The organism is Microbacterium sp. NPDC006705 (assembly GCF_044903545.1).
GTDB classification, from domain to species: domain Bacteria; phylum Actinomycetota; class Actinomycetes; order Actinomycetales; family Microbacteriaceae; genus Microbacterium; species Microbacterium plantarum.
In genome coordinates, this window is record NZ_JBJDQQ010000002.1 from 258441 (window position 1) to 279795 (window position 21355).

Sequence of the window (21355 nt, forward strand, 5' to 3'; positions counted from 1 at the left end):
GCCGGCGGTTCCTGATCAGTCCCACTCGGCCAGGCCCGGTGGCTGAGGCGACCGGGCCGCTCCCCTGGGCGGCGGGTTCACGACCGCGGTCGAGACATCGAATGAGTCACTCCGGCGGGCCGGCCCGGGCGCGCGCCTGAACGGCGAATACGCCGGCCGACGACCCGACCGCGACGGTGGCGACCACGCCGTCCACCTCGCACGCGGTGAGCGCGAGCCCCGACCGTGCGACGACGTGCCCGGCTCGCTCGCACGGCACTCCCCCGACGAACCCGAGCGCGGCATCGGCCGCCGCGAGCGCCGCCGTGTCGGCGACGGCAGACACCCGCGCCGACTGGATCGCCGCGACTCCCGCCAGGGCGCAGCCCGCCGCGACCGTCGCCGTCACTGCCAGAACGCCGATGGCCGTCGCGACGCCCGCCATCAGAGCCCTCCGGAGAGCGCGCAGCTCTCCGCGCGCAGTGACGGCAGCGGCAGCGGGATCGCATGATCGGCCGTCACGATCGCGCACGTGAGGTCCGCCTCGGATCGCACGTCGAGCACGGCACCCCCTGCCGCGGCCTGCACCACCGCCGCCGCCCGCCCGGGATCCTCGCCCCGCGCGACGAGCCGCGCGGCCTGAGCAGCCGCATGCTCGAGCCGGATCTGCGTGCCCGCCGCCGCCAACGCGGCGACGGCGAGCAGCACCAGGAGCATCGCCGCCGGAACGACGACCGCGAACTCGGCGGCCACCGAGCCGCGCTCGTCTCGGCGTAACCTCATTCGACGGTCAACGCCCGCCGCACGAGGTCGGTGAGGATGCCGCGCACCTCGTCGCTGCGCATGATCATCACCAGCAGGCCCGCGAAGGCGACGGCGGCCATCGTCGCGATGGCGTACTCCGCCGTCGCGGCGCCGGACTCGTCGGCGAAGAGCCTCGCAGCGCGCGCTCGCGTCAATCGAGGAAGGGATCGGTTCATGTTCGCTCCGTTCTGTCGTTGAGTGTTCGGATCGGGCACGGTGGGCACGGTCTGGGTCTGGTCGGACGTGAGCGCGCTCGCGCGGGGGTAGCGACGTCACAGCGTCACCGAGGTGCTCGTCATCGCGCTGAGGAGCATCGGCGCGACGCCGATCAGGAGGAACGCGGGCAGGGTGCAGACCCCGAGCGGCAGCAGCAGCCGTGATGTCAGCTGCGCCGCCCGCATCCGCCCCTCGATGCGGGCGCGGTGGCGCTCGAGCTCCGCGGTGGCGCGCAGAAGGTCCACCGCCGGCACGCCTGCCGAGGTCGAGAGATCGAGGACGTCTCGGTCGGCATCCGCCGGCGAGACGTCGACGGATGCCAGTACCTCCTCCGCACGGCCGATCGATACGCCGCTCGACAGCGCGATCGCGAGGAGTTCCGCCGACATGCCCGGGATACCACCGCCCGGCCGGGCGCGAGCTACGAGACGACGTGTCCACACGTGCGCGCCCACCATCAGCAGCGCCCCGACGACGAGGCACGCTGCGCCCACAGGGTGCTGCAGCGTGGCGAGCACATCGAAACCGAGCAGCAGTGCCAGCGCGACGGCGGCGAGCGGCAGCCACCCGACCAGGCGCGCCGTGGCCGTCGGCTCGGCGAGCGCGACGCGGATGTCGTCACGAGCTGCCTCGGCGTCGCGGAGCGCCTCGGCCATCCCGCGCAGCGTGCGCGCGAGCGGGGCGCCCACCGTCGTCGCGACCTGCCAGGCTTCGGCGACCTCGCGCCAGGCGCCCTCCTCGGCAGCGATGGCGTCGGCGAGCGGTCGGCCCGCTCGTCGTCGTTCGTGCACGCGCCGAGGTGCCGAGTCACCCGAGGCGGCGAGGTGCTCCCAGGCCCGGTCGGGTGCGATGCCTGCTTCGAGGAGCACGGCGAGACGATGCAGGACGGGTGCGACATCCGCCGCTGCAGCATCCGACTCAGCCGCGGAACGGCGCCAGCGCCAAGTCCGCGTCATGCCTGTTCCTCGATCCCGAGGCGCCCGTCCCGGAGGACCGGGCGGGCGATCCCCATGACCCGTCGCACACCGTCGACGTTTCCTACGTGGACGACCGCGCCGATCGCGCTCACCACCTGGCGGGCGACGCCGTGATCGTCGAGGCCCGCCAGCGCACCGAGCGCCTCGAGCCGGGCCGGGACCTCAGCCAGACCGCTCGCGTGCACCGTCCCTGCTCCGCCCTGGTGCCCCGTGTTGAGGGCGGTCAGCAACTCGCGGACCTCTTCGCCGCGGCACTCGCCCACCACGAGCCGATCGGGCCGCATGCGCAGCGCCTCCCGGACCAGCCGAGCGAGCGGCACAGCTCCGGCGCCTTCGAGATTGGGCTGGCGCGCCTCGAGCCTCACATGGTGCGGGTGATCGAGCCGAAGCTCGGCGACATCCTCGATCGTGACGATCCGGTCGGTCGGGCTCGCGGCCGAGAGCAGCGCTGCGAGGAGCGTCGTCTTGCCGGCGCCCGTCGCCCCTGTGACGAGGAGGTTGGTCCGCTCCTCGACGAGCCGACGAAGGTCCGCGGCGACCGCGGTGTCGAACATGCCTCGCTGCTCGAGATCGGCGAGACTCAGTTGCTCGACCGCGGGGAGCCGGATCGAGATCACCGACCCCTCGCAGGCCACCGGCGAAAGCACGGCGTGCACCCGGATGCCGCCGGCCCAGCGCACGTCGGCACAGGGCGTAGCGTCGTCGAGATGACGCCCGCCGAGGGCGATCAACGCGACGGCGAGAGCGCGCACCTCCGCCTCATTCGGACACCACCCCTCGACGGCCTCGGCGCCCCGACCGCGGTCGATGAAGACGCCGCGTTCCCCGTTGACGAAGACGTCCGTCACATCGGGATCGAGCAGGTACTCGCGCAGCGGGTCGAGCGCCGCATCATCGGGGAGCTGTCGCCGCGGTCCCGGCACCGACGCCGGTTCGCCGCGTGAGGCCGCAGCGGAGCCCGGGCGCGGAACGACGACGAATGCTGATGCCATGCCCCGACACTAGAAAGCGCCCCCGCCCTCATTCGCGGGCCGCCGCCATTCGTGGCACAAGCCGTGTCTTATCCCCGTTGGGGAGGAACCGGAACGAGACACTGGCATGGTGGTTCAGGACGAGTCGTCCGGTGCGGTTCACCGCAACAGGGGCTTCCGATGGTTGTGGGCGTCGAACGCCCTCCAGGAGGCCGGGCGCCAGTTCACGACACTCGCCCTGTCGGTGACGGCGGTGGCCGTCCTCGGAGCCGAGGCGTGGCAGGTCGGTGTCATCTCCGCGCTCGGCCTGAGCGCCTATCTCGTGATCGGTCTCCCGGCCGGCGTCTGGGTCGATCGGTGGCCTAAGAGGCCCGTCCTCGTGTGCACCGAGCTCATCCGTGCTGTCGCTGCGGCGAGCGTCGCGGTCGCGTACATCGCCGGCTGGCTCTCGGTGTGGCAGCTCATGGTGGTCGCCGCGATCATCAGCGTGACGTCGGTATTCTCCGACACGGCGCAGACGGCGTTCACCCCGGCCATCGTCGGGCCGTCGCGGGTATCCGAGGCAACGGCTCGAATCCAGTCGACCGACACCTCGATGCAGGTCGTCGGCCCCGCGCTGGCAGCAGCCGTGCTCACACGCCTGGCCGCACCGCTCCTCTACGTCATCACGTCGGTCACCGGCATCCTGGCCGCCGTCGCGGCCTCGCTCATCCGCGCACCGGAGCCTCGCGAGAAGGGTGTCGCCCCTCCCCCGTTCTGGGCGTCGCTCGTCGAGGGGATCGCGTTCGCCCGGCGGCATCCCGTTCTCCGGACCATGCTCGTCACGAATGCCCTCATCAACGCCGGCGCCGGCGTCTTCGCAACGCTGATCGTTCTCGTCGCGCTGGACGACCTCGGGATGACCACGAGCGGCTACGCGCTCGCGAGCGGCATCGGGGCGACCGGGGCCATCATCGGGTCGTTCGTCGCCATGCGGATCCGCACCCGCCTGGGTCCCATCCGAACGATGCTCACCGGATACTGCCTGCTTCCCGTGGCCGCACTGATCCTGCCGTCGGCGTACGTGGTGCCGCTTCCCTCGGTCGTGTTCGTCGCGGGGTCGAGCTTCGCCTTCGGCCTGATCGTCGTGACGACGATGATCAGCTCCGCTGGCCTGCGCGCCGAGGTGACTCCGCCGCAGCTGATGGGACGAGCCACCGCCGCGAACCGATTCGTCACGCAGGGCGCCATGCCCCTCGGGGCACTCGTCGCGGGCATCGTCGGCAGCGCGGCATCGAACGGTGTCGCCCTGTTGCTGTCGCCTCTGCTGCTGACACTCGCAGCGGCCGCGTTCGCTCTCTCGCCGCTGCGGCCCCACCGTGCGCTGCCGGACGAGTGGAAGCACCACCTCGCCGCGTGAAACCCGGGAGAAAAGAAGAAGGACGGCACCCCACATTGGGGGATAGGGGTGCCGCCCACGCAACGTCCCGCCGCTTGGGGGGTAGGTCGGGCCGCCACGGGCGCGAACGATGTCGCAGCCACGGATCAGCTTACGCTGTCGAACCGGCTGCTACCCAATCACCGCGCGCCCACACCACCCTCGGCATGACCACCCACTATCGGCGGTAGTCTCCTGATCTCGCCGCGGTCTAGATTGACCGCACGCCGCCCGCGCGCGGGCGCCATCGACCGCGAAGGAGCGTGCCGTATGAGCAGCCAGATCGACCACCTGCTGACCGAGACCCGGCGGTTCGCGCCGTCGCCGGAGTTCGCCGCATCCGCCGTCGGCACCGCCGAGCTCTACGAGCGCGCCGCAGCCGACCGCGAGGGCTTCTGGGCAGACCAGGCCCGGGAGCTGCACTGGCACAAGCCCTTCACGCAGGTACTCGACTGGTCGAATCCCCCGTTCGCCGAGTGGTTCGCCGACGGTGAGCTGAACGTCGCGTACAACTGCCTCGACCGTCACGTCGAGGCCGGCCTCGGCGACCGTGTGGCGCTGCTGTGGGAGGGCGAGCCGGGCGATGACCGCGCTGTGACCTACGGCGAGCTCACCGATGAGGTCAAGCGCCTCGCCAACGTCCTGACCGAGCTCGGGATCGAGCAGGGCGACCGCGTCGCGATCTACATGCCGATGATCCCCGAGGCCGTCGCCGCGATGCTCGCCGTCGCCCGCGTCGGCGCCGTGCACTCCGTCGTCTTCGGCGGGTTCTCCGCCGACAGCCTGCGGACCCGCATCGACGACGCCGGAGCCAAGCTCGTGATCACCGCCGACGGCGGCTATCGCAAGGGCAAGGTCTCGCCGCTCAAGCCCGCCGTCGACCAGGCGCTGGCCGACCGGGGTACCGGCCCGCAGCTCACCGTCGAGCACGTCATCGTCGTACGGCGCGGCGGCAACGACATCGAGTGGAACGCCGAGCGCGACCTGTGGTGGCACGACGTCGTGCCCGCGGCATCCCCCGATCACGACGCGCAGGCGTTCCCCGCAGAGAACCCGCTGTTCATCCTGTACACCTCGGGCACGACGGGAAAGCCGAAGGGCATCCTGCACACCTCCGGCGGCTACCTCACGCAGGCCGCGTTCACCAACCGCGTCGTGCACGACCTGCACGCCGAGACGGACGTCTACTGGTGCACCGCCGACATCGGGTGGGTCACCGGCCACAGCTACGTCACGTACGGACCGCTCGCCAACGGCGCGACACAGGTGCTCTACGAGGGAACCCCCGACACGCCCCACTCGGGCCGCTCGTGGGAGATCATCCAGAAGTACGGCGTGACGATCTACTACACCGCCCCCACCGCGATCCGGTCCTTCATGAAGGTCGGCCGTCAGGTTCCGGCGCAGTACGACCTGTCGAGCATCCGCCTCCTCGGCTCGGTGGGCGAGCCCATCAACCCCGAGGCGTGGATGTGGTACCGCAAGGTCATCGGCGGCAAGAAGGCGCCCATCGTCGACACGTGGTGGCAGACCGAGACCGGCGCGATCATGATCTCCGCGCTGCCGGGGGTTACCGAGACCAAGCCCGGATCGGCGCAGGTCGCTCTCCCCGGCATCTCGATCGATGTGGTCGACGAGGAGGGCAACCGCGTGGGCGAGGGCAACGGCGGGCTGCTCGTCATCACCGAGCCCTGGCCGAGCATGCTGCGCGGCATCTGGGGCGACCCCGACCGCTTCGTCGAGACCTACTGGGAGAAGTTCCAGAAGCAGGGCTACTACTTCGCCGGCGACGGCGCCCGGCTCGACGACGACGGCGACATCTGGCTCATGGGCCGCGTCGACGATGTCATGAACGTCTCGGGCCACCGCCTGTCGACGACCGAGATCGAATCCGCGCTCGTCGCGCACGAATCGACCGCCGAGGCGGCCGTCGTCGGAGCCTCCGACGAGACCACGGGCCAGGCCGTCGTCGCGTTCGTGATCATCAAGCAGAGCTACCTCGACGCCCACTCCCCCGACGGTCTCGCGACGTCGCTCCGGCAATGGGTCGGCGAGCAGATCGGACCCATCGCACGGCCGCGCGACGTCTACATCGTGGGCGAGCTGCCGAAGACCCGCTCGGGCAAGATCATGCGACGATTGCTGCGGGATGTCGCCGAGGGCCGGGAGGTCGGCGACACCACGACACTCGCCGACACCGCGGTGATGTCGGTCATCAGCGCACAGCTGAAGTAGCCCGCGCGCGGGCTCGATCGCGTCACTCGGCGTCGCGATCGAGTCCGCGGGCCCGGATCTCCTCGATGTCGAGGTCGGCGAGGATGCGGCGTGCCACGAGGTCGTCGATCGTGCCGTCGCGCCGCAGGCGCAGCAGCACCTCGCGCTTGCGATCGAGCATCGCCAGCCGCAGCCGCGTCGCCTCCCGGTGCCGGATGAGCGGCGAGCGCTGCGTCAGGTCGATGTCGTCGCTCACGGCGAGCATCTCGAGCTGCGGCGCAGGCCGATGCCCGTCCCCGTCCGACGGCCCGGGCGGCACGGGGCCCATGCGCGAGGCATCCTCGTCGGGCGAGTCGTCGTCGATGTCGGCATCCGGGTCGCGTTCCTCCGCCGCCCGCTGGCGCGCGACGGCGCGGGCGTTGGCGAGCTCGAGGCGTTCGTAGCCCTCGTGCCGGGCACGGTCGCGGACACGATCGCTGACCCCGTGCTCCGCGGCGAGGTCGTCGAGCGCTGCGAGAGCGGCGCCCGAAATGGCCCGCTGGGCGAGCTCGTACTCCTCGATCGCCGCATCGTCGGCAGGGAGCTTCGCCCACCGGATGACGACGGGCAGCAACGGCCCCTGCACGAGCAGCGTGAGCACGATGACCCCCGCGGTGACGAACACGATCGAGTCGCGTCCCTCGACCGGCTCCCCCGAAGCCGTCGTGATCGGCACCGACAGCGCGATGGCGAGCGACACGGCGCCGCGGAACCCCGACACCGTGCTGACGACCCGCGAGCGATGACGCAGCGATCTGCTCGACCCGGCCGCCGGGCGCGAGAAGGGCGAGAACAGCCACTGGAACAGGTAGCGCACGACGAAGAGGGCGACCCACGCCGCGAGAGTGACGAGAAGCAGGATGCCGATCTCCGACGGCGAGATCTCATGCAGCACCAGCTGGACCTCGAGGCCGATGAGCACGAACAGCGCTCCGTTGAGGAGGTACACCCCGAACGGCCAGGTGGCATCGGCGGCACGGCGCGACATCGCCGTCGTGATGCGCGGGGACACCCAGGCGATGATGAGCCCGGCGAAGACCACGGCGAGCACGCCGGACGCCTCGATCAGCTCGGCGATGAGGAACGCGACGAACGGAACGAGCAGCAGCGTCAGGTTGATCGTCAGGGTCGACTGCATCCGCCGCAGTGCGAGGAAGACGAGCGCCGCGACGGCGATGCCGGCCGCAGCGCCGCCGAGGTACGACAGCAGCACCATGCCCGTGATCGACAGGGCGCTGACCTGGTCGCCGAGCAGGAGCGAGACCGCGATGGCATAGAGGACGAGGGCAGTGCCGTCGTTCGTAAGACTCTCGGCCTTGAGCTTCATGAAGGTGCGGGCGGGCAGCAGTCTGCCGAGCGCGGCCACCGCGGTGGCGTCGGGCGGCGCGACCGCAGCCCCGAGCACGAGGGCGGCCTCCCACGGCACGCCGAGCCAGGTCGCGACCGCCGCGACGGCGAACGCCGAGGCGACGACGAGCAGGGTGCTCATCGGCACGATGTAGCGCAGCGAGCGGCGGACTGAGCGGAGCGACGTCGTCCACGCCTCGCGGAACAGCAGCACCGGCAGGAAGAGCAGCAGCACCGTTTCCGGCGGCAGCTCGATCGCCCGCAGCTCGGGCACGAATCCGAGCAGCAGACCGATCACGAGCAGCACCAGCGGCGTCGCGACACGCAACCGCGGCGCCAGGACAGTTCCGACGAGAAGGGCGATGCCCAGCAGAACCGTGACCTCGAGTCCCTGCATCCCTACCGCCCTTCCGCGTGGTCCACACCAGAGCGTAGAGCCGCGGGCGACCGGACGGGCGGTGTTCCGCCCGAGGTTCGCGGTGGGCGGAGAGCCCGGCGATCAGACCAGGGCGAAGACGACCTCGACCTCGACCGGGGAGTCGAGCGGCAGCACCGGCACCCCGACCGCCGACCGTGCGTGACGACCCGCGTCGCCGAAGATCTCGCCCAGCACCTCGCTCGCACCGTTGATGACACCGGGCTGTCCCGTGAACTCGGGGACGGACGCCACGAACCCGGTCACCTTCACGACCCGAGCGAGGTTGTCGACACCGCCGGCCACATCCGCCGCGGCGGCGATGGCGTTGAGCGCGCACTGACGCGCGAGCTGCTTGGCCGCGTCGGCGGCGACGAGACCGTCGCCCTCGCCGACCTTGCCGATCGCGGGCAGCGCACCGTCGACCATGGGCAGCTGCCCGGAGGTGTAGACGAGACCGTCGTGCTCGGTCGCGGGGATGTAGGCGGCGACGGGCGGGACGACGGGCGGAAGCTGGATGCCGAGCTCGGCCAGACGCGCCGAGACGCTCATGCGCCCGTGCCCTCGAACTGCTGGGCAGCCTGGTGGGCCGCCCCGAGACCGGCGTTGGCTGCTCCCCCGCCCACGGGACGCTTGAAGTAGGCGACGAGCCCGCCCTCGGGTCCAGGGACGACCTGCACGAGCTCCCAGCCCTGCTTGCCCCAGTTGTTGAGGATCGCCGCGGTGTTGTGGATCAGCAGGGGCGTGGTGAGGTACTCCCACGTCGTCATCGGGGCTCCGATCTGTGGCTTTCGCTCGCGCGCCGGCATGCGCGGACGCACGCGCGCAAGGGGTGGTCCTGAGGCGGATGCCCAGGTATCTCGCTTACGATCACCCTATGCCTCACAAGAAACGCACGGCCACCGGTGTGCTCGGCGGTCTCGCCGGCCTGGTCGGCCTGAGCGCTGTGGCCGGGATCCTCGTCACGGCTACCGTGACCCCCGCCATCGCCGTGTCGGGTTACGCAGCCACCAGCGCGATCGACGTCTTCGACAACATGCCGAGCTACCTCGAAGTCGACGAGCTCATGCTGCCGACCGAGTTCTACCGCAAGGACGCAGACGGCAACGACGTCCTCATGACGCAGTTCTACGACCAGAACCGCATCCCGGTCACGTGGGATGAGGTCGCGCCGGTCATGTTCGACGCGATCACGTCGAGCGAGGACAAGAACTACTACACGCACGGCGGCGTCGACCTTCTCGGCACCGCGAGTGCGGTGTTCGGCAACCTGCGCGGCGGCGACACCCGCGGCGGCTCGTCGATCACCCAGCAGTACGTCAAGAACGTGCTGCAACAGGCGTGCGAGAAGGAAGCCAAGTCGCAGGACGAGGTCGAGGCGTGCTTCCGCTCGACCACCGTCTCCTCCGGCACCGACGGCATCGAGCGCAAGCTGCAGGAGATGCGGTACGCGATCCAGCTCGAGAAGCGGTATCCGAAGAACGAGATCCTGCTCGGCTACCTGAACATCGCGCACTTCGGCGGCACCGTCTACGGCATCGGCGCGGCGTCGCAGTACTACTTCGGCGTGCCCGCCTCGCAGCTCACGATCGGCCAGGCCGCGGCGATCGCGGGCATGGTGCAGGAGCCGAACACCTACCGTCTGGATCGTCCCGACAGCGAGTCGAACGGCGCCGCGAACGGCTACGAGCTGACGAAGGACCGTCAGATCTACGTGCTCAAACGCATGTTCTCGGATGGCAAGATCACGCAGGAAGAGCGGGATGCCGCTATCGCGGAGCCGATCACCCCGAACATCCAGGAGCGCCCGCAGGGCTGCCAGCTCGCCGCCGGCGCCGAGTTCTTCTGCGAGTACGTCCGCAACATCGTCCTCGACGACCCGGCCTTCGGCGAGTCGCTCGAGGAGCGCCAACAGAACCTGCGCCGCGGCGGCATGAAGATCTACACCACTCTCGACCCGCAGCTCCAGGATGCCGCGCTCGACGCGATGTCCGTCGTGCCCGCGACCGACGACCGTCTGAACCTCGGCGCCTCTGGCGTCCAGGTCGAGGTCGGCACCGGCCGCGTGCTCTCGATGGTGCAGAATCGCCCGTTCGCGCCCACCGGAGACGACGCCGGCACGGTGACCCCGGTCAACTACAACGTGCGCAACCAGGACGGCGGCGGTGGTCACTCCGCGGGCTCGACCTACAAGGTGTTCAGCCTCATCAACTGGCTCGAGCAGGGGCACTCCGTGAACGAAGTGATCAACGGCCGTGTCGGGAACAAGCGCGTGCTGACGAGCTGCGACGGCGCCACCCAGAACGTCCGCACCGGCAACAGCGGCCGCCCGAACGAGATCGGCAACTTCCAGAGCAGCAACGGCTACTCGGGCACGATCAAGAAGTTCACCGAAGACTCGCTGAACTCGGGCTTCCTCGCGATGGCCGAGCGCATCTCGGTGTGCTCGACCAACCAGGTCGCGATGAAGATGGGCGTCATGCAGTCCAACGGCGACCCGCTGGACGTCAACAACAACCCCTATGATGTGCTGGGATCCGCGGCGGTGGCACCCATCGACATGGCGGAGGCCTACGCGGCGATTGCCGGTGGAGGCACGCGGTGCGAGCCGAAGGTCATCGACCGTGCGGTCAAGTCCGACGGCACCGACATCACGCCGCAGACGAGTTGCGACCAGGCCATCTCCGCCAACGTCGCCGCCACTGCCGCTTTCGCGCTCGAAGGCGTCATGAACGCGACGGGCCAGGGCGCCCGCATCTTCGACGGCGTGCCGGTGTTCGGCAAGACCGGTATCCACGAGTACGAGCACACCTGGATGGACGGTGCGAGCACCAAGGTGGCCACCGTGGTCTGGGTCGGCAACGTCGACGGCTTCGCGAAGCTCAACGAGTACCGCGTCAACGGCTGGCGACTCGATCAGATCCGAAACGCGATCTGGCCGAAGATGCAGGGAGCGGCGAACGCCAAGTTCGGCGGCGATCGGTTCCCGACCCCGGACACGAACCTCACGAAGAACACCCTCACGGAGCTCCCGAACGTCGTCGGTCAGAACGTCGATGAGGCGCGCGGCACCCTCGAGGCGGCCGGCTTCTCGGTGAACGTCGCCGAGCCCACCGACTCGACCGAGCCCGAAGGCCGGATCGTGTCGCAGGATCCGGGCGCGGGTCGCGCCGCGGGCGGCGCGACCATCACGATCACACCGAGCAACGGTCAGGGCGCCACGGTGCCGCCGGTGACGGGCAACCCGCAGGAGGCCGAGCGCCAACTGCGAGCCGCCGGCTTCACGAGCGTGACAACGGCGTGTACCGAGAAGGACGACCCGCCGCAGCCGACGGTGACGGGCACCAGCCCTGCCGCAGGCGAGGCGGTCGGCCGCGGGACGCAGATCACCATCGAGTACACCGCGAAGAACTGCTGATGGCAGGCGTCCGCAGGACGCTCTCCACGATCGCCACCGCCGGCGCCCTGGGCGCCGGCGGTGCGGTCTTCTGGGGGGTGGGCATCGAGCGCCATCTGTTCACCGTCCGTCGCCACGAAGTCCACGTGCTGCCCGAGGGCAGCCCCAGCATCACCGTGCTGCACCTCTCCGACGCCCACATGGCGCCGTGGCAGCAGCGCAAGCAGCGGTGGATCGCAGAGCTGGCCGAGACGACGCAGCCGGACCTGGTCATCAACACGGGCGACAACCTCGGCCATGCCCGCGGCCTCGCCGGCATCCGCCGCGCCTTTGCTCCCCTTCGCGGCGTGCCGGGCTTCTTCGTCCACGGGTCGAACGACGTGTTCGAGCCGAGCGCGCGGAACCCGCTGCGCTACTTCACGGGCCCCTCGCGTCACGCCAAAGCGGCGCCGAAACTCGACACCGCGGCGATGGACTCGTTCTTCGCCGACGACCTCGGCTGGTCCGAGCTCGACAACGCCGCCGCTGCCGTGCGCGTGGCCGGCATGCGAATCGACGGCGTCGGGGTCGACGACGCGCACCGCGACTGGGACGACCTCGACGTGCTGCCGGGCGCTCTGGCGGCCCTGCAAGGCCGCAGAAGCGCCGACCTGACCCTGGGCGTCACCCACGCCCCGTATCGCCGCGTGCTCGACCGTTTCGTGGATCTGGGGGCGGACATGGTCTTCGGCGGCCACACTCACGGCGGGCAGGTCCGCATCCCCTTCGCCTCGCGCGCCCTCGTCGCCAACTGCGATATTCCGCTCGATCAGGCGCGCGGCCTGAGCTCATGGGGTGCGGACCGTGTCCCACTCAATGTGAGCGCGGGCCTCGGTCACTCCATCTATGCGCCGGTGCGTTTCGGGTGCCGCCCCGAGGCCTCCGTGCTGGTCCTCCGCGCTCGGGCGTGAGCCGATTCGTCTTCCGAGCCGGATCGGGGTAAGCTTGGAGGGTTGCCACGGGGTGTGGCGCAGCTTGGTAGCGCGCGTCGTTCGGGACGACGAGGCCGCAGGTTCAAATCCTGTCACCCCGACAGCGAAGAGGCTCCGCCGCAAGGCGGGGCCTCTTTCATGCCACCGGAGAACGGAGCACGGATGCCCATCCCCCGACTGGTCGCCTTCGACCTCGACGACACCCTCGCTCCCTCGAAGAGCGCCATCAACCCGCGTATCGGGCGCCAGCTGCTCGATCTTGCGGCCCGCGTCGAGGTCGCGATCATCTCCGGCGGACAGCTCGCGCAGTTCACCGCGCAGGTCGTCGACCAGCTGCCCGAGACGGATGCAGACCTGCTGTCGCACTTCCACCTGCTGCCGACCTGTGGAACGCAGTACTACCGCCTCTCCCCCGCCGGCATCGAGACGGTCTACGCCCGCTCGCTGACCGATGACCAGAAGTCCCGCGCCCTCGCCGCGGTCGAGGAAGAGGCGCGTCGGCTCGGCCTGTGGGAGAGCGAGACCTGGGGCCCCATCCTCGAGGACCGTGGGTCTCAGATCACGTTCTCCGCGCTGGGCCAGCAAGCTCCCGTCGACGCGAAGATGGCGTGGGATCCCTCCGGCGAGAAGAAGAATGCGCTGCGAGCGGCGGTGGCAGACCGCATCCCCGACCTCGAGGTGCGCGCGGGCGGCTCGACGTCGGTCGACATCACCGAGCGCGGCATCGACAAGGCCTACGGCATGACCCGGCTGATCGAGCAGAGCGGCATCCCGCAGGACGACATCCTGTTCGTCGGCGACCGTCTCGACGAGAACGGCAACGACTATCCGGTGCTCGCGATGGGCGTGGCCTGCCACGCGGTCGAGGGCTGGGAAGAGACCGCCGACTTCCTCGACCAGCTCATCCCCACGCTTCCGCTGCGCTGACCCCCTGACGCGGGCGACACCGCGCCACGCATTCGGGCCCCGGGCCGAGCAGCCTGACGACTGCCGGCACCGGGGCCCGTTGCTTCGCGTCCCGTCGTCAGGCTCGCGACGCCGTCTTGGCGCGCGTGGCGGCGCGACGCGGCGCTGAGCCTGTGATCGGCACGAGCCGCTGCAGCTGCGTGACGTGACGCGGCTCGAGCTCCTCGAGGCTCGAGACGCCGAGCAGCTGCATCGTGCGCTCGATCTCGCTGCGCAGGATCGCGATGGTCCGGTCCACGCCCTGACGGCCGCCCGCCATCAGCCCGTAGAGGTAAGCGCGTCCGATCAGAGTGAACTTCGCGCCCTGCGCGATGGAGGCAACGATGTCGGCACCGTTCATGATGCCGGTGTCGACCATGACCGTGGCGTCCTTCCCGACCTCGCGCACGACCTGCGGCAGGAGGTGGAACGGCACGGGGGCGCGGTCGAGCTGGCGGCCGCCGTGGTTCGAGAGCACGATGCCATCGACTCCGAGGTCGATGAGCCGCTTGGAGTCCTCGACGTTCTGCACGCCCTTGATGACGATCTTCCCGGGCCACATGCTGCGGATGACCTCGAGGTCGTCGTAGCTGATGGTCGGGTCCATCGCGGCGTTGAGGAGTTCGCCGACGGTGCCGCCGGTGGTCGTGAGCGACGCGAACTCGAGCTTGGGCGTCGTGAGGAAGTCGATCCACCACCAGGGGCGCGGGATGGCGTTGACGATCGTCCCGACGGTCAGCGCGGGCGGGATGGAGAACCCGTTGCGCTTGTCACGCAGGCGCGCTCCCGCAACCGGGGTGTCCACGGTGAACATGAGAGTGTCGAAGCCCGCCTCGGCCGCCCGCTTGACGAGACCATATGAGATCTCACGATCGCGCATGACGTAGAGCTGGAACCAGTTGCGTCCGTGCGGGTTGGCCGCCCGGACGCCCTCGATCGACGTCGTCCCGAGCGTCGAGAGGGTGAACGGGATGCCGGCCGCGCCCGCGGCGGATGCCCCCGCGCTCTCGCCTTCCGTCTGCATCAACCGGGTGAATCCGGTCGGGGCGATTCCGAACGGCAACGCCGAGCGCCCGCCGAGGATCTCGGTCGACATGTCGACCGATTCCGCCGGACGCAGGATGTCGGGGTGGAACTCGATGTCCTGGAACGCCTGCCGTGCTCGCGCGAGCGAGATCTCGCCCTCCGCGGCACCGTCGGTGTAGTCGAACGCCGCCTTGGGCGTGCGGCGCTTCGCGATGGTCCGCAGATCATCGATCGTCAGGGCCGACGTGAGTCGGCGGCGGCGTCCATTGAGATCGGGGGCCTTGAACTGCATCAGTTCGAGCAGCTCGGGAATCTTGGGCAACTGTCGGGTGACCATATTCTCTCCTCAGTTCCGGCGGGGCCGACGGGGTCGGACCGGATGGGTTCAGGTGGATTCGGGGCGCACGGGGTTCGCGGACGCGTAGTACCCCGTGATGTGGTCGTGGACGGCGGTGCGGGCATCGTCTACCCGCTGTTCGTCGATCGCCGCCACGATCGCGTTGTGCTCGTCGCGCAGGCGGTCCACCGCGCTGTCCCAATCCGGGATGCGCGCGGCACCCTGGAGCACGTAGTCCTCGATCGACGATCGGAGGCCCGCCATCATCGCCGCCACGACCTCGTTGCCCGACGCCTCGGCCAAGGCGACGTGGAACTGCGCATCGAGTACCAGGAAGTCGGCGGGGCTGAGGTCCGCGGCATCCATCGCACGGAGCGCTTCGCGCGCCCGCTCGAGATCGACGTCGGACGAGCCGGCCAGCTCACCGGCGACCCACTCCTCGAGCAGGAGACGCGTGTTCACGACATCCGAGATGGCGAAGCCCTGCGCGGCGACCTGCAACCGAAGGAGCGCCTGCATGCCGCCGGTCGGGCGGGCCACGACGATGGCCCCCGCGCTCGGCCCCGATCCCGTCGCGGTGCGGATGAGGCCCATGACCTCCAGCACGCGGAGCGCTTCGCGCACGCTGGATCGCCCGACCCCGAGCTGCGCGACGAGGTCGCGCTCGGACGGCAGTCGGTCGCCGGGACCGAGCTTGCCGGCGAGAAGATCGGATTCGATCTTCTCCAATACGACGCGCCAGGCGCGCGCCGGGGTTCCGTCAGCCATGACGCCCCTCTCCTTGGTGGCCGGACCACGATACATCTTGTGGTCTGACCGCGCAAAGCCCTGGACAGCCGCGTCGTGAAACGTATCAGTCGCCGGATGCCTCAGGCGAGGCGACCACCCGACTCGCGGAGATAGCACTCAGCGCACATCGACTCGTACGTCACCCGGTCGAGAGCGAGCTCGTCGATCGCCACCTGGTCGCCTTCGAACACGAAGCGTCCGCCGACCAGACGTGCGTTGAAGAGGGCCTTCCGCCCGCAGCGGCAGATCGTCTTCAGCTCTTCGAGACTGTGCGCGAGCTCCATCAGACGCGCCGAACCGGGAAAGGCGCGGGTCTGGAAATCGGTGCGGATGCCGTAGGCGAGCACCGGGACGTTCTCCTCCACCACGGTCCGCAGCAGATCGTCGACCTGCTCCGACGTCAGGAACTGCGCTTCGTCGATGAGGAGGCAGGCGACATCCGCTCCCGTCTCGGCGCGCACGCGCTCACGATGCACGCCGAAGACGGCCCGCAGGTCGTCGTCCGCACCGACGAGGAAGTCGACGTCTCGCTCGACGCCCAGCCGGCTTGCGATCTGGCCGGCGCCCTTCGTGTCGATCTCGGGCTTCGCGAGCAGCACGTGCTGGCCGCGCTCCTCGTAGTTGTAAGCCGCCTGCAGGAGAGCCGTCGACTTGCCGGAGTTCATGGCTCCGTAACGGAAGTAGAGCTTGGCCATGCCCGTCAGGGATTGATCGAGAGCGCTTCGGCCGTCGCCTCGATCGACGCGCGAGCGGCATCCGCCCGCGGGTTCAGCGGCTGCCCGTAGCTCGGGATGAGCTTCTTCAGCTCGGGCTCCCAGCCCGCGATGCGGTCGGGGAAGCACGTCTTGAGAAGTCCGAGCATGATGGATGCCGCAGTCGAGGCGCCCGGCGAGGCCCCCAGCAGACCGGCGATCGACCCGTCGGCAGAGGTCACGACCTCGGTGCCGAACTGCAGCACGCCGCCCTTCTTCGGGTCCTTCTTCATGACCTGAGCACGCTGACCGGCCTGGATCAGCTCCCAGTCCTCGTCTTTCGCGGTCGGCATGAAGACGCGGAGCGACTCCACCTTCTTGCGGTGGTTCTTGAGCAGCTCGCCGACGAGGTACGAGATGAGACTCGGGTTGTCGACGGCCACCTTCAGCATCGGCAGCAGGTTGTGGGGGCGCACCTGCGACACGATGTCGGTGATGCGGCCGTTCTTGAGGAACTTCGGGCTGAACGTCGCGAACGGTCCGAACAGCAGCGAGGCCTCGCCGTCGACGACGCGCGTGTCGAGGTGGGGAACCGACATCGGCGGAGCACCCACCGAGGCCTGCGAGTACACCTTGGCCTTGTGCTGCGAGACGACGGCGGGGTTCGTGGTCTTGAGGAACTGCCCGCCGATCGGGAAGACGCCGTAGCCCTTGATCTCGGGGATACCCGACTTCTGCAGCAGCTTCAGCGCCCAGCCGCCGGCCCCGACGAAGACGAAGCGCGCGTCGGTGTGCCCGGGGGTCTTGCCGAGGCGATTGCGCCAGAAGACCCGCCACGAGCCGTCCTTCTGGCGGCTCAGCGTGCGCACCTCACGGTCGGTGATGACCTCCACGCCCTGCTCCTGCAGGTGCGAGAACAGCTGCCGGGTGAGCGATCCGAAGTCGACATCCGTGCCGGCGGGGACGCGCGTCGCCGCGAACGGCTCGCCCTTGCGGCGCTCCTGCATCAGCAGCGGCGCCCACTGGTTGATGACGCGCGAGTCTTCCGAGTACTCGATGCCCGCGAAGAGGGGCTGGTCCTTGAGCGCCTCGTAGCGGCGCTTGAGGAACGCGACGTCCTTCTCACCGCGGACGAAGGTCATGTGAGGCGTCGCGTTGATGAACGTCGACGGTTCGTCGAGGATGCCGCGCTCGATGAGCGAGGCCCAGAGCTGACGGCTCTGCTGGAACTGCTCGTTGATCGTGATCGCCTTGCCGGGATCTACCGAGCCGTCCGACGCCTCGGGCGTGTAGTTCAGCTCGCACAGCGCGGCGTGACCCGTGCCCGCGTTGTTCCACGGGTTCGAGCTCTCCTGCGCCAGATCCGACAGGCGCTCGTGCACCTCGATCTTCCAATCGGGCTGGAGCTGCTTCAGCAGCACACCGAGCGTGGCACTCATGATGCCCCCGCCGATCAGGACGACGTCGACCTTTTCACTCACGATGCACCAGTCTATCCCGGTGGCGGCGCGCGGCATCCCGCCGCCCCGCCTTGACGTCAGAGACGCTCGGCGACGATCTCCGCGATCTGCACCGCGTTCAGCGCGGCACCCTTGCGGAGGTTGTCGTTGCTGATGAACAGCACGAGTCCCTTGCCCTCGGGCGCGGACTGGTCGGCGCGGATGCGGCCGACGTAGCTCGGGTCGTTGCCGGCTGCCTGCAGAGGCGTCGGGACCTCCTCGAGCACGACACCGGGCGCCGCGGCCAGGACCTCGCGCGCCCGCTCCGGCGTGATGTCGCGCGAGAACTCGGCGTGGATCGACAGCGAGTGACCCGTGAACACGGGGACGCGCACGCAGGTGCCGGCGACACGCAGGTCGGGCAGCTCGAGGATCTTGCGGCTCTCGTTGCGGAGTTTCTTCTCCTCATCGGTCTCGTTGTCGCCGTCGTCCACCAGGTTGCCGGCGAACGGGATGACATCGAACGCGATCGGGGCGATGTACTTCTCGGGCTGCGGGAAGTCGACCGCCGAGCCGTCGTGCACGAGATCGAGCGTGTGTCCCTGAGCGAGGACTCCCTCGACCTGGCCGAGCAGCTCTTCGGCGCCGGCGAGGCCCGAGCCCGAGACCGCCTGATAGGTCGAGACGATGAGGCGCTCGAGCCCCGCCTCGGTGTCGAGCACCTTCAGCACCGGCATCGCGGCCATCGTGGTGCAGTTCGGGTTCGCGATGATGCCCTTCGGCGGGTTCACCGTGGCGTGGGGGTTGACCTCGCTGACGACGAGGGGAACCTCGGGGTCCATGCGCCAGGCGCTGGAGTTGTCGATGACGACGGCGCCCGCTTCTGCGAAGCGCGGCGCGTGCGCGCGCGATCCGGTCGCCCCCGCAGAGAAGAGGGCGATGTCGATGCCGACGGGGTCTGCGGTGGCGATGTCCTCGATGATCACATCGTGCCCGGCGAACTCGATCGAGGTGCCCGCCGAGCGCGCGGTGGCGAACAAGCGCAGTTCGCGGATCGGGAAGTTCCGCTCGACGAGAATCTCGCGCATGACCTTTCCGACCTGGCCAGTGGCGCCGACGACGGCGACGGAGAGTCCGGAATCGGAGATGCGGGTCATAGCGGTTCCTTGCGTGGAGCGTGATCGGGTTTCGGCGATTCTATCGGCGCACCGGGGCGGGTCCGACGCACGTGACGGCCGATGACCGCGCGATTCACGCCATCTCGGGGCGGTTCCACTCCCCCGGCACGTCGAGGGCGCCGTAAGCGAGGTCGACCCCGCCAGTGCCGACGGAGGCGGTGCAGACGAGCAGCGACAAGGTCGGGACGCCGTACGGACGGTTGTCGCGGATGATCGCGGCGTCGTCGGTGGCCGGGGTGGCCGCGGTGTCCTGGAGCACGTCGAGCCAGGGCTGCAGGCCGTCCGCGCGATCGAGCTCCGGCGCGGCCGCCGCGAACTCGCCGAGCCAGCGACGGATCCGGGCGGTGCGCGGATCGTCGACGTCGTCGTGGGCGATCATGTGGGTGCCGGGACGGAGGTCGACCGTCCGCAGGGTCGCGGCATCCCACATCGAGACGCGGACCCCACCGGGCGAGACGTCGACGAGATTGAAGCCGTGCGTGGGCGGGGCGCCCGTCGGCGGCGAGCCCGCGACCGCATCCAGGACGATGCCGCCGCGCGACAGCGCCGGCGCGCCATCCGGGAGCACGTCGGCTCGATTCAGGATGACGGCCAGCCGGCGAGCGGCCGGGTCGGCGGCGAGCCAGGCCCCGCCGGCGCGACGGTCGCGCACGCCGACGACATCGGCGTACGTGTCGGGCCACCAGGGACCGATCGGGTCCCACGCGCGCGACGGATCCTCGTCGCGGACGGCCAGCAGCCGAACCGGCCGGCTCGGATCGGCGGGCACCTGGATGACGACGGTGCACATGGGATCACTCGCTCTCGGCGGCCGGTGGTCGATCCGCGCACCCCGCCCGGGGCCGTGGGAGGATCGGGGGCATGTTCATCGTAGTCGGGGTCACCGGTGGCATCGCCGCCTACAAGAGCGTCCAGCTCGTACGGCTGCTCGTCCAGCAGGGGCACGACGTCCACGTCATCCCCACCGAGGACTCGCTGCGCTTCATCGGCCTGACGACATGGGAGGCGATCAGCCGCAACCCCGTCACGACGTCCGTCCACGACGACGTCGCGCGTGTGCGGCACGTCGCCCTGGGCCAGAGCGCCGACCTCGTGATCGTCGCGCCCGCGACGGCCAACACGATCGCGTCGATGGCCGCGGGTCTGGCATCCGACCTGCTGGGCACGACGCTCCTCGCCACCACGGCACCCGTCGTGGTCGCCCCTGCGATGCACACCGAGATGTGGCGGCACCCGGCGACCGCCGCCAACGTCGCCACGCTCCGCGAGCGCGGCGTGCTGCTCGTCGGGCCCGCGGACGGCCCGCTGACCGGCGGCGACAGCGGCCCGGGCCGCATGTCGGAGCCAGAGGACATCGTCGCGGCGGCTCTCGCGCTGGTGTCCCCCGCGCCGGCCGACCTCGACGGCCTGCACGTCGCGGTCTCGACCGGGGGCACCCGCGAACCGCTCGACCCCGTGCGCTTCCTCGGCAACCGGTCGAGCGGTCGTCAGGGCGCGGAGATCGCCGTCGAGGCGGCGCGGCGCGGCGCCACGGTGACGCTCGTCGCGGCATCCGTCGACGCCGGCGTTCTCGACGCCGCCATCGCGCACCCGCGCATCACGGTCCAGCATGTCGAGACCGCGGCTGAGCTCGGCGGGGCGATGTCGGATGCCGCCGCCGCCGCAGAGATCGTCATCATGGTCGCAGCCGTCGCCGACTATCGCGCCGCTCGAGTGTCGGAGCACAAGCTGCGGAAGGAGGACGGTCCGCTCGAGACGATCGAGCTGGTGCCGAACGACGACATCCTCGCAGGGCTCGCCGCCGCTCGCCGCGACGGTCAGACCGTTGTCGGGTTCGCCGCCGAGACCCGGGACGACGACCTGCTGGAGCGCGCGCGACGCAAACGCGACCGCAAGGGCGTCGACCTCCTCGTCGTGAACGAGGTCGGGTGGGACGCCGGTTTCGGTGCGAGCGAGAACGCCGTCGCCGTCATCGGACACGGCGGCACGGTTGTCGCCGAAGCCTCCGGTCCGAAGGACGCCGTCGCGCGCGCAATCTGGGACGCGATCGTCGCGCTCCGCGCCGCGAGCTGACGCTCAACCCCTGGCCGGGCGCGATACATCCGTCGGATGTGTGGTGCCCACGCGCACTCAGAGTCACGCGGAGGCGACACCAGCACCACCGGTCCTGCAGGTGTATCGCCACCGGCACGCCGCGGCGGG

At 70.0% G+C, this 21355-nt stretch carries 20 protein-coding genes and 1 tRNA gene; 7 read left to right on the forward strand and 14 right to left on the reverse strand.

The window, feature by feature from the left end:
* Positions 1–106: 106 nt before the first annotated feature.
* The 5 genes from ACI2K6_RS11825 to ACI2K6_RS11845 form a co-directional block, all read right to left on the reverse strand.
* Positions 107–424, reverse strand: a complete 318-nt coding sequence (locus tag ACI2K6_RS11825; RefSeq protein ID WP_274178734.1) for a helicase — start codon at positions 422–424, stop codon at positions 107–109.
* Complete coding sequence (locus ACI2K6_RS11830) at positions 424–762, reverse strand: TadE family type IV pilus minor pilin (RefSeq protein ID WP_274178735.1); 339 nt, start codon at positions 760–762, stop codon at positions 424–426. Before ACI2K6_RS11830 ends, ACI2K6_RS11825 begins: the two co-directional genes overlap by 1 nt.
* Positions 759–959, reverse strand: coding sequence for a DUF4244 domain-containing protein (locus tag ACI2K6_RS11835; protein WP_114588405.1), 201 nt, complete (start codon positions 957–959; stop codon positions 759–761). The genes ACI2K6_RS11830 and ACI2K6_RS11835 overlap by 4 nt, the downstream gene beginning before the upstream one ends.
* Positions 960–1055: 96 nt before the next feature.
* A complete protein-coding gene (locus tag ACI2K6_RS11840) occupies positions 1056–1955 on the reverse strand; it encodes a type II secretion system F family protein (RefSeq protein ID WP_274178736.1) in 900 nt (299 codons plus the stop codon).
* A complete protein-coding gene (locus tag ACI2K6_RS11845) occupies positions 1952–2968 on the reverse strand; it encodes a TadA family conjugal transfer-associated ATPase (protein ID WP_274178737.1) in 1017 nt (338 codons plus the stop codon). The genes ACI2K6_RS11840 and ACI2K6_RS11845 overlap by 4 nt, the downstream gene beginning before the upstream one ends.
* Positions 2969–3074: 106 nt before the next feature.
* On the opposite strand from ACI2K6_RS11845, the gene ACI2K6_RS11850 reads away from it, so the two are divergent.
* Entirely contained in the window at positions 3075–4346 is a 1272-nt protein-coding gene (locus ACI2K6_RS11850) for an MFS transporter (protein WP_404568705.1), read from the forward strand.
* A gap of 288 nt (positions 4347–4634) precedes the next feature.
* Entirely contained in the window at positions 4635–6599 is a 1965-nt protein-coding gene (gene acs / locus ACI2K6_RS11855; protein ID WP_404568706.1) for an acetate--CoA ligase, read from the forward strand.
* A gap of 22 nt (positions 6600–6621) precedes the next feature.
* On the opposite strand, the gene ACI2K6_RS11860 is transcribed toward acs, so the two are convergent.
* The 3 genes from ACI2K6_RS11860 to ACI2K6_RS11870 all read right to left on the reverse strand — a co-directional run bounded on the left by ACI2K6_RS11860 (position 6622) and on the right by ACI2K6_RS11870 (position 9149).
* The gene (locus ACI2K6_RS11860) at positions 6622–8361 is read right to left on the reverse strand and encodes a Na+/H+ antiporter (RefSeq protein ID WP_274178739.1); all 1740 of its coding nucleotides are present in this window, start codon (positions 8359–8361) and stop codon (positions 6622–6624) included.
* A gap of 102 nt (positions 8362–8463) precedes the next feature.
* On the reverse strand, positions 8464–8931 hold the full coding sequence (locus tag ACI2K6_RS11865) for a RidA family protein (RefSeq protein WP_112617202.1): 468 nt from the start codon (positions 8929–8931) through the stop codon (positions 8464–8466).
* Positions 8928–9149 (reverse strand): DUF4177 domain-containing protein, encoded by a 222-nt coding sequence (locus tag ACI2K6_RS11870; protein WP_094261190.1) that lies wholly within the window; start codon positions 9147–9149, stop codon positions 8928–8930. Before ACI2K6_RS11870 ends, ACI2K6_RS11865 begins: the two co-directional genes overlap by 4 nt.
* 107 nt (positions 9150–9256) lie before the next feature.
* Between ACI2K6_RS11870 and ACI2K6_RS11875 the strand changes: the two genes are divergently transcribed.
* From ACI2K6_RS11875 to ACI2K6_RS11890, 4 genes are all read left to right on the forward strand, one after another.
* Positions 9257–11797, forward strand: coding sequence for a transglycosylase domain-containing protein (locus ACI2K6_RS11875; RefSeq protein ID WP_323986121.1), 2541 nt, complete (start codon positions 9257–9259; stop codon positions 11795–11797).
* Positions 11797–12726 (forward strand): metallophosphoesterase, encoded by a 930-nt coding sequence (locus ACI2K6_RS11880; protein ID WP_404568707.1) that lies wholly within the window; start codon positions 11797–11799, stop codon positions 12724–12726. Before ACI2K6_RS11875 ends, ACI2K6_RS11880 begins: the two co-directional genes overlap by 1 nt.
* A gap of 48 nt (positions 12727–12774) precedes the next feature.
* A tRNA-Pro gene (locus ACI2K6_RS11885) sits at positions 12775–12848 on the forward strand.
* Positions 12849–12909: 61 nt separating this feature from the next.
* Positions 12910–13674: an HAD-IIB family hydrolase gene (locus tag ACI2K6_RS11890; RefSeq protein ID WP_274178742.1), complete on the forward strand. Its 765-nt coding sequence runs from the start codon at positions 12910–12912 to the stop codon at positions 13672–13674.
* A gap of 97 nt (positions 13675–13771) precedes the next feature.
* On the opposite strand, the gene ACI2K6_RS11895 is transcribed toward ACI2K6_RS11890, so the two are convergent.
* From ACI2K6_RS11895 to ACI2K6_RS11920, 6 genes are all read right to left on the reverse strand, one after another.
* Positions 13772–15055, reverse strand: a complete 1284-nt coding sequence (locus tag ACI2K6_RS11895; RefSeq protein WP_112617206.1) for an alpha-hydroxy acid oxidase — start codon at positions 15053–15055, stop codon at positions 13772–13774.
* A gap of 48 nt (positions 15056–15103) precedes the next feature.
* Complete coding sequence (locus tag ACI2K6_RS11900) at positions 15104–15823, reverse strand: FadR/GntR family transcriptional regulator (RefSeq protein ID WP_274178743.1); 720 nt, start codon at positions 15821–15823, stop codon at positions 15104–15106.
* Between the two features lie 101 nt (positions 15824–15924).
* Positions 15925–16539: a thymidine kinase gene (locus ACI2K6_RS11905; RefSeq protein WP_274178744.1), complete on the reverse strand. Its 615-nt coding sequence runs from the start codon at positions 16537–16539 to the stop codon at positions 15925–15927.
* Between the two features lie 5 nt (positions 16540–16544).
* Positions 16545–18053: a malate:quinone oxidoreductase gene (locus ACI2K6_RS11910; RefSeq protein ID WP_181574220.1), complete on the reverse strand. Its 1509-nt coding sequence runs from the start codon at positions 18051–18053 to the stop codon at positions 16545–16547.
* Between the two features lie 20 nt (positions 18054–18073).
* On the reverse strand, positions 18074–19132 hold the full coding sequence (locus ACI2K6_RS11915; protein WP_323986125.1) for an aspartate-semialdehyde dehydrogenase: 1059 nt from the start codon (positions 19130–19132) through the stop codon (positions 18074–18076).
* Positions 19133–19226: 94 nt separating this feature from the next.
* A complete protein-coding gene (locus ACI2K6_RS11920) occupies positions 19227–19943 on the reverse strand; it encodes an NRDE family protein (RefSeq protein WP_323986127.1) in 717 nt (238 codons plus the stop codon).
* Positions 19944–20014: 71 nt separating this feature from the next.
* On the opposite strand from ACI2K6_RS11920, the gene coaBC reads away from it, so the two are divergent.
* Positions 20015–21226: a bifunctional phosphopantothenoylcysteine decarboxylase/phosphopantothenate--cysteine ligase CoaBC gene (gene coaBC, locus ACI2K6_RS11925; RefSeq protein ID WP_404568708.1), complete on the forward strand. Its 1212-nt coding sequence runs from the start codon at positions 20015–20017 to the stop codon at positions 21224–21226.
* Positions 21227–21355: the final 129 nt, after the last annotated feature.